8 protein-coding genes are annotated in these 12,518 nt (G+C 40.6%); 5 read left to right on the top strand and 3 right to left on the bottom strand.

What is annotated here, in order from left to right:
- The first annotated feature begins 2 nt into the window (after positions 1–2).
- Positions 3–1,019, top strand: coding sequence for an ABC transporter ATP-binding protein (locus H5203_RS01835; RefSeq protein WP_145234496.1), 1,017 nt, complete (start codon positions 3–5; stop codon positions 1,017–1,019).
- 89 nt (positions 1,020–1,108) lie between these two features.
- On the opposite strand, the gene H5203_RS01830 is transcribed toward H5203_RS01835, so the two are convergent.
- On the bottom strand, positions 1,109–3,883 hold the full coding sequence (locus H5203_RS01830) for a collagenase (RefSeq protein WP_182819279.1): 2,775 nt from the start codon (positions 3,881–3,883) through the stop codon (positions 1,109–1,111).
- A 423-nt stretch (positions 3,884–4,306) separates the two neighbouring features.
- Between H5203_RS01830 and H5203_RS01825 the strand changes: the two genes are divergently transcribed.
- A complete protein-coding gene (locus tag H5203_RS01825) occupies positions 4,307–5,338 on the top strand; it encodes a LacI family DNA-binding transcriptional regulator (protein ID WP_145234500.1) in 1,032 nt (343 codons plus the stop codon).
- A 25-nt stretch (positions 5,339–5,363) separates the two neighbouring features.
- On the opposite strand, the gene gtfA is transcribed toward H5203_RS01825, so the two are convergent.
- Positions 5,364–6,836: a sucrose phosphorylase gene (gene gtfA, locus H5203_RS01820; protein WP_145234502.1), complete on the bottom strand. Its 1,473-nt coding sequence runs from the start codon at positions 6,834–6,836 to the stop codon at positions 5,364–5,366.
- 176 nt (positions 6,837–7,012) lie between these two features.
- Here gtfA and H5203_RS01815 point away from each other — a divergent pair, with 176 nt between their 5' ends.
- From H5203_RS01815 to H5203_RS01805, 3 genes are all read left to right on the top strand, one after another.
- Positions 7,013–8,242 (top strand): sugar MFS transporter, encoded by a 1,230-nt coding sequence (locus tag H5203_RS01815; protein WP_149981806.1) that lies wholly within the window; start codon positions 7,013–7,015, stop codon positions 8,240–8,242.
- Positions 8,243–8,409: 167 nt separating this feature from the next.
- The gene (locus H5203_RS01810) at positions 8,410–10,803 is read left to right on the top strand and encodes a TonB-dependent receptor domain-containing protein (RefSeq protein ID WP_145234506.1); all 2,394 of its coding nucleotides are present in this window, start codon (positions 8,410–8,412) and stop codon (positions 10,801–10,803) included.
- A gap of 129 nt (positions 10,804–10,932) precedes the next feature.
- Positions 10,933–11,877 carry a carbohydrate kinase gene (locus tag H5203_RS01805; RefSeq protein WP_145234508.1) on the top strand — a complete coding sequence of 315 codons (945 nt, stop codon included), beginning with the start codon at positions 10,933–10,935 and terminating at the stop codon, positions 11,875–11,877.
- A 198-nt stretch (positions 11,878–12,075) separates the two neighbouring features.
- Here the strand turns inward: H5203_RS01805 and H5203_RS01800 are convergent, their stop codons facing one another.
- Positions 12,076–12,477 carry an STAS/SEC14 domain-containing protein gene (locus tag H5203_RS01800; RefSeq protein WP_145234510.1) on the bottom strand — a complete coding sequence of 134 codons (402 nt, stop codon included), beginning with the start codon at positions 12,475–12,477 and terminating at the stop codon, positions 12,076–12,078.
- Positions 12,478–12,518: the final 41 nt, after the last annotated feature.

Raw genomic sequence — 12,518 nt, 5'->3', positions numbered from 1 at the left:
AAATGCTATCTGTAAGCCAGTTGTCTATAGATTATGGCAGTAACCGTGTAGTAAGCGACCTAAATTTGTTGCTTGGTGAAAGTGAAATTCTCATGCTAGTAGGCCCTACGGGCTGTGGTAAAAGCACAATTTTACAAGCGCTCGCCGGACTAATTCCTATTAGCGAAGGTGAAATTAACTTAGGTAAATGGCAGGCTACCCCAAAATTGACTGTGCCGCCTGAAAAACGCAGCGTAGGTATGGTATTTCAAGACTTTGCGTTATTCCCTCATTTAACCGTTGAGCAAAACATTGGCTTTCGTTTAAAAGATACCGCCGTTGCTGATCATTGGATAGCCCTTCTGGGTCTTGATGATTTTCGTCATAAAAAGCCAGCCACCCTTTCAGGCGGTCAAAAACAACGAGTTGCACTAGCACGTACCCTTGCCCACCAACCTGACTTTGTGTTACTTGATGAGCCGCTTTCAAACCTTGATGCGGCACTAAAAGATATGCTGCGCTGGGATATCCGAAATGCCCTGAAAAAAGCTGGCGTGCCTGCAATTTGGGTGACTCATGATCAAGAAGAAGCTTTATCAATAGGCGATCGTGTGGGTGTGCTCAAGGCCGGAAAAATCCAGCAACTTGATACTCCTGAGCGTTGTTTTAGTGTGCCCAACAATCGCTTTGTTGCACGTTTTTTAGGTGAAGCAAGTTTCATTAGCGGTTTTTTTGATAATAATCAAGCAACTACAGCCATCGGCAATGTGCCCGCTCTAGCCGTAGATTGCCAACAAGGTGAGGTGGATGTCCTACTTCGCCCCGACGATGTAATGCTAGTACAAGGTGAGATCGGCAACAACGGTGTGGTCGTATGGGTACGCTTTGAAGGAGGGAGTCGTTTATGTGCAGTAGAGCTTGCCTGTAAAACAGTGGTTACTAGCCGCGTAAGCCACGAAGTCGTGGTATACCCTGGCGATAGCGTGCATGTATCATTAAGTACTTCGCATCCACTCGCGGTGTATAAACGAGTAACCTAAACTCACTTTAACGCTTAAGTTACAACACTAAAAAAAGCCCATCTAGATGGGCTTTGCTGTAGGTGCTTTACTTTTTGAATATGATAATTTTAACGACACCCTTGGCTATTAAAATCAACCACTAGATTTGCACCAGTACTATTGCCCGACACCTTTAAATAACCCCAATATTGGCTTTGATCACTAATATAAATACATTCGCTATTGCCGCTATTACTGGACTGAGCCTGTTCATTACTGCCATTTGGCCAGCTGCTGTTTGAATAACTTAGGCTGATGTCGCCACTGCCATTAGCGGTGGTTATCGCCACACCACTTTGACTTTGAACGTCAGCAATACTAAACCACATAGGATCGCTGTTACCCAAACAAATCACTTCACCGTCATTTAAACGGCCATTGCTACGACTACCTTGGGTAGCACATGCATCAGGTACACTACTGCTTGCTCCTGTGTATGAAGCAGTTAATTGCACATTATCAAACATGTTATAGCCACGAACCATTACTTGATAAACACCTGCTTGCGCAGGATTTATTACACATTGTTCACTATTACCACCGACATATGGACGACAATCATAACTATCCATTGTTGGTGTAGCAGCATAACTCACATATAAATCAGCATCGCCCGTGCCACCACTTAAGCTAAACACTAAGTCGCTGGCACCTTGCGGTACATCAAAGCTGAAATACAACAGCTCATCTTGCTCGCCAGCAATAGTCATTGGTTGAGCGTTTATCAACTCGCCGTTACCAACGCTGCTATCCTCTTCAATACTAGCCAATGTTGATGCGGTTTGGCTGGCACCTTGGTTATCAACAACCGTTAACGATACGCTATATTGTCCTGATGTTGTATAAGTATGCACCGGGTTTGCTTGATTAGAACTACTGCCATCACCAAAGCTCCACTGATAACTAACAATTGAGCCGTCACTGTCAATACTGCCATTGCTCGTAAAATTGATCTCATTGTTTTGCATACCGGCATAAGGTCCATTGATGTATGCGATTGGTGGCGTATTAGTGGTTGTACCTGCAACTAAGTCATCACACCATTGTACAAACTCGTTTTCATAATTATTTGCCCACTGCACAGTTTTCGCTTTATAAGCACTCCAATTACCAATGCGTGTATCTGCAAGCATGGCATTAATTTCACTGTAATGGCGTTCGAACATAAAGCGCACAGCTAAGTAACCCCAGCGATAAATACGGTCTTGATCAAAACCGTCATAGTTAGTGGCAAATACTTGCGCTAAGGTATAACGCGAACCATCACTGATGGTATTTTTAGCGGCGTCATTGTTATCAAGATTAGCAACATATTCTGCAACGCCTTCTGACCACCACACAATATCTTCAGTTGGTGAATTAAAGTTTCCATATAAGTCAAAACGACCATCTAAGTAATGCACATATTCATGCTCTAGATTCCACACGTAATGCTCAGCATTGGCGTAGCTCGCCTCATAGGCAATAAAATTTGCTTGATTACCCACAACTGCGGGGTCACCTTCTAAATACATGCCGCCATTATTGGTGTTAATGCCAAAAATCGCACCTGCGTATTTACTATAATCATCGCTGCTATCAAATATATTTACTTGTAAAAAACTGTTGTTATCATCGGCAACTGGGGTGTTATTGGTGGCAAGTTTAGTGTGAAATAAACCTTCTTCTGCGCCCATTGCAGCACATGCAGCTGTATGTTGTGCTGCAGTCATATTTTGTGAGCGAATTTTAATAGTGCTACTACAGCTATAATTTTGCGAAAGCGCTTGCTGAGTAAGTTCATCAACAAATCCACAAATACCATAGTCATTACAATCAGCGTAATAACTGACAGAATCTGCCGCCGCAAGCCATACTGCATCACCATAGCCAAAGCTGTTATAAGTACTAAAAACCGCTTTTAAGCCAGTATCAACAGTAGCTTGAATAGCAGTGTCGGAATACTGCTTAAGGCGCGCAAGCTCACTGGCTGCATTAACAATTAAATATTGTGCGTCAGAGTCAATCATCCACTGCTTTTGGGTAAATGCATTCAGCTTAGTAACTAAATCAGTATCGCTAGCTACAGCTGTAACAAATGCATCATTCCACTGGCCGCGATAAAGCAAAGTAAAAATACCATTCACCGCACTGCGTATATTCCATTTTGCAGCATAGCTTTCGTTAAAACGCGTTAGCCACTGTTTCACCACATACAAGTAACGATGTTGCTGTTCAGCGCTGTCCATCGTAATGATCACTTCAGAAAGCGTTTTACCATGGCCGTCATTATCGTCATAAAAATGGCTGTTGTTTACAAAAGCATCTATCGCATCAATTACGGCAGGCGTAACCCAAGAGCTAAAGCTCACGTTGTCGTTGTAAAATTCCGCATAAAAACCAGCTCGTAAATATAGGAACAATGCCTCGAGTTCAATGTCACCACCGCCAGCATAAGTCTGTGAGAGTGACTTTGCATGATTAGCAACCGCATACATATTATCAGAACTAAATACTAGGCTCTGAGTTGATGCTGATGCACTAAATAGTTCATTAACACAGCCACTACCTTGATTTTTAAGCTCTGTAATAATGCTCGTTGAACTAGCATTAGCCAGTGCATTTAAATCGCAGCTGACTGTTGCAGCTTGGCTACGCATCATTAACATACTAAATTTTTGGGGTTGTGATTGCAGCTGTGCTATTGGTGCTTTTTCATTATGGCCGTGTTCAACGCCATGATGATGCACACGTTCAACAATCGCAGCTTGTGGCTTGAATACGCGCTGATGGGTCGTATTAGCAAGCGCCATAGAGCTTGCTCCTAATAACGGTAACGCCAAAATCAATCTATTCATTTTCATAATTTACCTTTGATAAATTTTATTATTTCAATCCAGAACGGGTTATCGAGGACGCAATTTGCAACATATAATCGCCATTACATACAATATACTTTGCCTAAAACTAAAAAATTTTTAATTCATTAGTTGTAGCAAAATAGAAAACAACAGTACTTTATCATCAAAAAGGGTACATATGTAAAGATATAAATGATAAGGCGACTTTGTGAAAAATCACCCAAACAGTAACGTGTGAGTTAGTAAGCTAGCAGATATAAAAAAGCCAGTACTTTATTATTAATAACAACCACTTTCTAGTTCATTCTTGTTCCTAATACCTAATTACGTAACTTGCTATACACGCTACAATATAATTAACACTTTGATTTAGCGTGAAATATGGTAATTTATTAGTGAATCGCGTTCACTATCATGAGAAGTCGTATGACCCAAAAAAAACATTGGACATTAAAAAGCATCGCCAAAGAATTAGGCGTTTCTAACGCCACCGTTTCAAATGCATTTAATCGTCCAGATCAACTATCAAAAAGTCGTCGCGAGTCTATTTTATTGGCGTGTAAAGAGCTTGGCTATTTTGGACCCAATAAAGCAGCGCAATCATTACGCCGTGGTAAATTTAATATTGTTGCGCTGGTATTACCTGACAGTATTGAGTATATGGTGTCGGATCCTGTGGCCAGTAGTTTTATGCGTGGTGTGGCTTCTATCCTTGAAAAAAACAATATTAACTTATTATTATTTTCGGGAAATAGTCAAAACCTTAACAGCGTATTAGATTTTGTTGATGGCTTTATTTGTTATGGTCGTCCGCGCAATCAATCACTTGTAGATCAATTAAAAATTGTACCCAAACATGTGGTTACCGTTGATTTTGATATTGATCGTAATGCCTCAGTAAACATAGATAACGAACAAGCTAGTTATGAAGTGGCTAAACACGTATTAAAAAGCAGTGCTGATCAGGTCGCTATATTGGGACTGCGGTTATTAGATGAAAATGTATTGTGTCGTGTATATGAGCACCATGAATGCGAAGCCGGTCAATCAATTGCACATCAAAGATTACGAGGTTATCAAAAAGCATTAAGCGAAGTTAACATTACCTTAGGTGACGATAGAACTTGGAATATTCCAGAAAGTAGCGAACGTTATGCGAGCATCGCAGCAAAAGAGGCGCTCAACTGCATACCTAGACCCAATGTATTACTTTGTATGAGTGATCTTATTGCCCTCGCGGCAATTCGCGAAGCAGTTAAAATAGGTATAAAAATACCCCAAGAATTGCGAATTGTTGGATTTGATGGCATTGATGAAGCGCAGCGCTCTATGCCAACATTAACAACAATTCATCAAAATAGTGAAGAAAAAGGATCGTTAGCAGCTAATTTATTTATTAGCAAAGAAGAGCAAAAAGCACTTATCAACTACCAATTACAGTTAGGTCATAGTGGCTGATAAGTGACTGATTGTAAGGTTTAATTTAGTTTAACAAATCATTTAGTGAGGTGAGTATTTGCTCATTCCCAGTGCGTTCAATTATTAACGCTTCGCGACGTGCAAAATTAACTTTTAGGACAATTTCACTGTCGTTTAATAGCCACTTTAAAGCACAACTATTGTCATCACCTTCAACACTAAACTCACCTGCAAAGGCACTGTGAGTATTACGTATCTCAATTAATTTTAGTAATCCCTGTACAACAGGCTTTGCAAGAGACTGCGCAATGATATCAGCATCTAAATATGGACGATTAATATCACGACCTACATTTGATTTTGCTAGTAACGCCATATCATTTTCAGCTGCGAATAAGCCACCGTAGTAAACTTGTGGTACGCCGGGTGCAAAAAATTGAATCGCGCGCGCAACTAAATAGTCAAAATCATTTGCACCTAACGCATTGTAATAAGTGCAATTTACTTGGTACAAGTCGACATTACTGGCAGCAGCCCCAGTTGCTTGGCGGCTTTGGTTATTGCTATTTGCATGAATAGTTTCAACTAGATTATCAATTTGCGCTGCATTTAATAATCCTGGCTTATCACCCATTGGACCCGCATCAATAATACCAATGCCATCGTGGGTATCGAGTACTGTTAAGCAATTACGTGGTGAAATATTTAACCACTTTACAAGTGCATCACTATTATTGGTAAATAAGCTGTGCAAAATCAATGGTGGTAATGCAAAGTCATAAACCATATTGACCCGCTTTGCGACGTCAACTTGAGTTTGATAATGGCTGTGAATTTCAGCAATTGTTTCCATACCCAATGCATTAGCTTGCGCCGATAACTTATCTAAATAATCAAACGTTTCATCTAGCATAAAGCAGTTTGTGCCAGCTTGCTTAATCGCGTAACCCGCCGCATCTAAACGAATAATATTAACGTTATTAGCAGAGAACTTTGTTAATACATTATTTAAATACGCAACGCCCGCAGCAACTTTAACATTAATGTCGATTTGATTATCGGTAAACGTGGTCCAAAAATCATACGTTTGACCATCGCCACATGGCATTGGAGTAAAACAACTGCCAGGGCGCGGGCGATAAATCGCTTTTTGCTCGGCGTCACTCATACCATTTGGAAAGACATCTTCTTTAGTTAAAAATAAATCCCAAAACGGTGATGCTTTACCTTTTGCTAGTACATCCTGAAACTGAAAGGATTGCGCCGATACGTGGTTCACAATCAAATCGGCCATCAGATCATAGTCTGCTCCTAACACTTGAATGTCTTGCCAAGTACCGATCCGTTCATCCACGGCACTATGATCAATAGGGTCAAAGCCTGCATCACTACCATCAATTGGATTGTAGAATGGCAATAGGTGGACACCTCCGAACACGCCGTGTAATGGACCATTTAAAAGTGCGGTCAATGCGTTGATATCTTGGCCAGTGATTCGATCAGCATATGTGATCAATTGAACTTTATTCTTCATCATTGTGTGATTACCATGTTGAAACTTAATCGATTAAGATATATCTTTAACTAGCAAGTAAGAATTTACAAGTAATTTTTAATAATTTTACATACAAAAATCGTGGCTCACGTAATACTACAATAAGTAACTAACTGACTTACTAAGTATTAACTGAGCATTTAACGAGGAAAAAGTACATGACAAAATCACACACACACGTAAGCAGCGATCCGTTGCAACAAATACGCTGGCTTACATATATGATGTTTTTTATGTTTGCCATGACTTCTGATGCGGTGGGCATGATCATACCTGAACTTATTAAAGAGTTTGGTTTAAGCATGACCCAAGCAAGCGCGTTCCATTATGCACCTATGGCGCTAATTGCTTTTAGTGGATTGTTTTTAGGTTTTTTAGCAGACAGTTTAGGGCGTAAAACAACCATCATGCTAGGCCTTTTAATATTTTCGGCGAGCTGTTTCTTGTTTGCGTTTAGCACCAGCTTTACCTTCTTTTTATTGCTACTTTGCTGCATAGGCTTAGCCATTGGTTTATTTAAAACGGGTGCGCTTGCGTTACTTGGTGATATTTCACATAGTAACGAAGATCACACTAAAACGATGAATAAGGTAGAAGGCTTTTTTGGCATAGGCGCCATTGTAGGGCCAGCTCTAGTAGGCGTCTTACTGGTGCAAAATGTAAGCTGGACTTACCTGTACATTATTGCAGGTGTAATGTGTTTAATTCTCGCTTTACTAGCGTGGCGTGCAGACTACCCAGCCGTTGTAAAAACCACAGCAAAGCCCACTTCGCTTGCCACCACCATGAAAATGATCAAAAATCCGTATGCGCTAGGTTTTTCTCTGGCAATTGCCCTTTATGTGGCCACGGAGGTTGCTATTTATGTATGGATGCCTACGCTGTTAAAAGATTACACTGGCTCTTGGCCACTACTTGCAACCTATGCATTGACAATATTTTTTGTACTGCGTGCCGCAGGGCGATTTATTGCCGTATGGTTACTAAACCGCTATAGCTGGCAAGGTGTTATGGCCTATTTAAGCTTAGGCATTGCGCTGTGTTATGTCGGTACATTATTCGGTGGCGTTGATTGGGCTGTGGGTTTATTGCCGCTTTCGGGGTTATTTATGTCGATGGTTTATCCGACTTTAAACTCTAAAGGTATATCCTGCTTTGCAGTGCAACAGCACGGTGCTGTGGCGGGCGTGATATTATTTTTTACCGCACTTTCGGCGGCTTTAGCACCCTTGTTCATGGGTATGATCAGCGATTACTTTGGCCATGTGCGTTACGGTTTTTATTTAGCTACGGGCTTTGCTGTCATTTTATTTTTAGCTATGCTGTTTAATTATTTTAAAGATCCATCAGCAACGGCTTTACAGCAAGATAACCCTGTAACTGAGTAAACCTATATTCTAAGACAATAAAAAATACTTTATAAATCAATGAATGAATAAAAAAAGAGCAAATTAAGCACAAAATAATTTGCTTCTTGTAAAATATTTGTTATTTTTACTTAATCGATTAAGTAAAAATACAAATCCAATTGGGTTCAACATAACGAGGCGTAACCATGACAACACACAACACACCTTTATATTTAATCAGTGCATTAGCACTTGCAGTAAGCCAAGGCGTACATGCGCAACAACAAGATCAAAATTCTCAAGTACAAGCTAACAAAGGTCTTGAAACAATCGTTGTAACTGGTGTACCACGTCGTACAACGATTATGGCATCAAGCGTATCAGTCAGTAGCTTGTCGCTTGAACAGGTTGAAGTGTCTACACCTCGCTCAACCGCTGAGGCGTTTAGAATCATTCCGGGTATTCGCGCAGAATCGACCGGTGGTGAAGGTAACGCAAACATTGCTGTGCGTGGTTTACCTGTGGCATCTGGCGGTGCGAAATTTTTACAATTACAAGAAGACGGTTTACCTGTACTGCAATACGGTGATATCGCTTTTGGTAACGCTGATATTTTTATGCGCTTAGATAATACCGTACAAACAATCGAATCAATTCGTGGCGGCTCAGCATCGACGGCTGCAAGTAATGCACCTGGTGGCATTATTAACTTTATTTCTAAAAATGGTGAAAACGAATCAGGCAGCGTATCAACTACTCTGGGCCTCGATTACGATAGCGTTCGTACAGACTTTGAATACGGTACTTACCTAAGCGATAGTGTACGTTTTCATGTCGGTGGCTTTGTTCGCCAAGGTGAAGGTCCACGCGAAACAGGTTACACATCAAATAAAGGCGGGCAAATTAAAGCCAACCTAACCAAAGATTTTGAAAACGGCTATGTTCGAATTTATTACAAGCATTTAGATGATAAAAGCGTAGGTTACTTACCGATGCCAATGTATGCAAATGGCGATTCTATCCCTGGGTTTGACGCACAATCGGATACACCACACTCGGCATTATTTACAAAAACAGTGCGTCTAAACGGCGAAAACCAAATTAGCAGTGGCGATATTCGCGACGGTATGAACCCTAACGTTGACTCAATTGGCTTTGAAGCAGTATTTGACTTAGATAATGATTGGCGTATCGAAAACCGTTTTCGTAAATCATCTGTAAGCGGTAACTTTAATTCACTTATTCCTGCTGAAGTAGGCAGTGCAACGTCGATTGCAGAAAGTATTGGCGGCGCAGGTGCAACACTCAGCAATGCAAATACTGGGGCTGCATTTAAAGACAATTTAGCAATGCGTATTCATACGTTTGACGTCACAATGAACGACTTTGACTCTATTGTGAACGACTTTAAATTGACTAAATCGCTCGATGACGACACCAGTATTACGTTTGGTTACTACGCATCAACGCAAAACATTGCCATGTCGTGGTTATGGAACTCTTATCTAATGGAGCTTAAGGGCGATAACGCAGCCTTATTAAATGTCACAGCTGCCGATGGTACTGAGTTTTCTGAAAATGGTTTATACGCATACGGAACACCTTTTTGGGGTAACTGTTGTCAGCGTGATTACGACACAGAATACGACACTCGCGCCCCGTACGTTGCATTTTCTACAAAACTTGGCGATGTAAGTATTGATGCAAGTGCCCGTTACGATAGTGGCGAAGCTCGCGGTAATTACGCAGGTGCAGTAACCTCTACAGTTGATATGAATCGTGATGGTGAAATATCCGTTCCTGAACAAAATGTTGCAGGCATTGATATTACTAATGCCAGCCCAGTTAACTACGACTGGAACTACACATCTTATTCAATTGGTGCCAACTATCAAATTGACCCAAGTCTGGCAACATTTGCTCGTATCAGTAAAGGCGGACGAGCGAATGCTGACCGACTTTTATTTGGTAAAGTACGTGCAGATGGCTCTGTTGCGAAAGAAGATGCTGTAGATGAAGTTAATCAATATGAGTTTGGGGTTAAAAAACGTTTTGATTCCTTCTCTGTATTTGCAACTGCTTTTTATGCAGAAACTGAAGAGCAAAATTTTGAAGCTACATCACAAACCTTTTTCGACCGTGAATACGAAGCCAAAGGGATTGAGATTGAATCAACTTACTTCATCGATGCGTGGGATTTTCGCGGTAACTTAACCTGGACCGATGCTGAAATCGTTAAAGATGCTCTAACACCGGAAGTAGAAGGTAATACACCTCGACGCCAAGCAGATTTAATTTACTCACTAATGGCGCGTTATAGCTACGAGAAAGGTGCAGCTGGTGTAAGCTTTATTGGTACTACCGATGCATACGCTCAAGACAACAACGACCTTAAATTTGATGGTTACACCCAAGTAAATGGCTTTGTAAGCTACGATTTATCTGAAAACCTTAGCATCGCGCTTAATGTAAATAACCTATTTGATACAGTCGGTATTACTGAAGCCGAAGAAGGTTCTATCCCAGATAATAATATTATTCGTGCCCGCACTATTAACGGCCGTACAACGTCACTAACACTTAAATACCTATTTAATTAACCGAGCTTTAGTATTTTTAAGCGCTGAATAATGTATTTTCAGCGCTTGATCTCCTAACATCTATTTACCTTGAAAGACTCTCCCACTACTTTTGACCTAGCCCTTGCTAGGTTTTTTAGGATTTACAATATGACCAAATTACTTAGCCTTGGCGAGCTGCTTATTGATATGCTGCCGCAAGATTCTCAAAACAGTGCTTATTTGCCCATTGCTGGCGGCGCTCCTGCCAATGTAGCGGTAGGTTATGCCAAACTGGGCGGCAAAGCGGCTTTTTGTGGCGGTATGGGCGATGACTATTTTGCTAAACAATTAAGTAAATCGCTTGCGCAATATAAGGTAAGTACAGAGTACTTATTTACAATTAAAGACTCTCAAACGGCCGTGGTTATTGTCAGTTTGGATGAAACCGGTGAACGCAGCTTTAATTTTTATCGCCACAATACCGCCGATTTACTGTTAACGAGTGAGCATTTAAACCATATCAAATGGGATGAATTGAGTACCCTACACTTTTGTTCCAACACGTTAACTAATTTAGCCATTGCGCGCACCACGATCAATGCTTTAAAGCTGGCTAAAAACAACCATAAGCTAGTCAGCTTTGATGTGAATTTACGCTATAGCTTGTGGCAAAATAGCAATGACATTGAGCAAAATGTACACGCGTGTTACGCCTATTGCGATATTGTTAAGCTATCGCGTGATGAGCTAAACTTTTTAGCTGAGCAAACACAGCAAGCACCTGATGATTATTTACAATCTATTTTAGATACAGGTGTTAAATTGGTATTTTTAACCGATGGCCCTGCACCGGCAACGGTTTACCATAACGTATTTACATTTACTGAAGCTGCACCAATTATTACGGCGGTTGATACCACCAGTGCGGGCGATGCGTTTATTGCCGGGGTTTTGTATTATTTAAATCATAATGATGAAAATATATTGCTCACGGATAAACTCAACAATCAGAAAATAGTAAAACGCGCTTTAAATTTCGGCCTTCGCTGTGGCTCTAAAGCCTGCTTAGCCAAGGGGGCTTTTCCAGCATTACCTACACTTCAAGAGGTATAATACCAATCCGCAATAATACTTAATAATTTTACGGGGCTAAACGTGTCGCTATCTGCGTTAAAAAATTCTCATTTAGAACAACTAAATAGCAAATTTTTTGCCTAGCTATCAACACGTTTTTCCAGCCTCAAAATAGATCACTTAATTAAGCGAATTGGTATAAATACTTTAAAAATAAAGGCCGATTATGGCCTTTATTTAAGCATCCGCTTCTTCATCATTACTTTTTAACCATTCTAAGGCCGCAGTGGCGTTCTCAAAATATTGAATTTCACCTGATACAAACCAACTGCCTAATTTAGCGATGGTTGATTGCCAGTCTTTGTTGCTGTATATGGCTATTTTTTTAAACTCTTTGTTGTGTTTTAAGCCAAGTTTTAAATCATCCCATGCGGCTCTAAGTTCCCAGCCATCAAGCTCAGTTCCATCTATGAGTACATTAACAATAGGATGTTTAACTTCGCCAAGCGCAGAGTCTATCATCGGCGTAATCACTTCATAATCTTTGTGAGTGAGTGTGCCTATGGCTTTTAAGGTTAAAAAAAACTCGCAACCAGAGCGCTCAATACCAATAGATAAGCCGTGTGTTAAATTTACCATAACCCGAACTCCGCAATAAAATGAGCATTGAGTATAGGTGA

Origin of the sequence: Pseudoalteromonas sp. SG41-1 (assembly GCF_014164575.1) — a bacterium.
GTDB classification, from domain to species: domain Bacteria; phylum Pseudomonadota; class Gammaproteobacteria; order Enterobacterales; family Alteromonadaceae; genus Pseudoalteromonas; species Pseudoalteromonas rhizosphaerae.
The sequence above is the reverse complement of the archived record's forward strand: the minus strand, read 5'-3'. Positions and strand labels throughout refer to the sequence as shown.

What these genes read in the sequence shown, in the direction of transcription:
- H5203_RS01810 (WP_145234506.1), top strand. Translation starts at nt 8,410, where the DNA reads ATGACAACACACAACACACCTTTATATTTAATCAGTGCATTAGCACTT.
- H5203_RS01800 (WP_145234510.1), bottom strand. Translation starts at nt 12,477, where the DNA reads ATGGTAAATTTAACACACGGCTTATCTATTGGTATTGAGCGCTCTGGT.
- H5203_RS01830 (WP_182819279.1), bottom strand. Translation starts at nt 3,883, where the DNA reads ATGAAAATGAATAGATTGATTTTGGCGTTACCGTTATTAGGAGCAAGC.
- H5203_RS01835 (WP_145234496.1), top strand. Translation starts at nt 3, where the DNA reads ATGCTATCTGTAAGCCAGTTGTCTATAGATTATGGCAGTAACCGTGTA.
- gtfA (WP_145234502.1), bottom strand. Translation starts at nt 6,836, where the DNA reads ATGATGAAGAATAAAGTTCAATTGATCACATATGCTGATCGAATCACT.
- H5203_RS01815 (WP_149981806.1), top strand. Translation starts at nt 7,013, where the DNA reads ATGACAAAATCACACACACACGTAAGCAGCGATCCGTTGCAACAAATA.
- H5203_RS01805 (WP_145234508.1), top strand. Translation starts at nt 10,933, where the DNA reads ATGACCAAATTACTTAGCCTTGGCGAGCTGCTTATTGATATGCTGCCG.
- H5203_RS01825 (WP_145234500.1), top strand. Translation starts at nt 4,307, where the DNA reads ATGACCCAAAAAAAACATTGGACATTAAAAAGCATCGCCAAAGAATTA.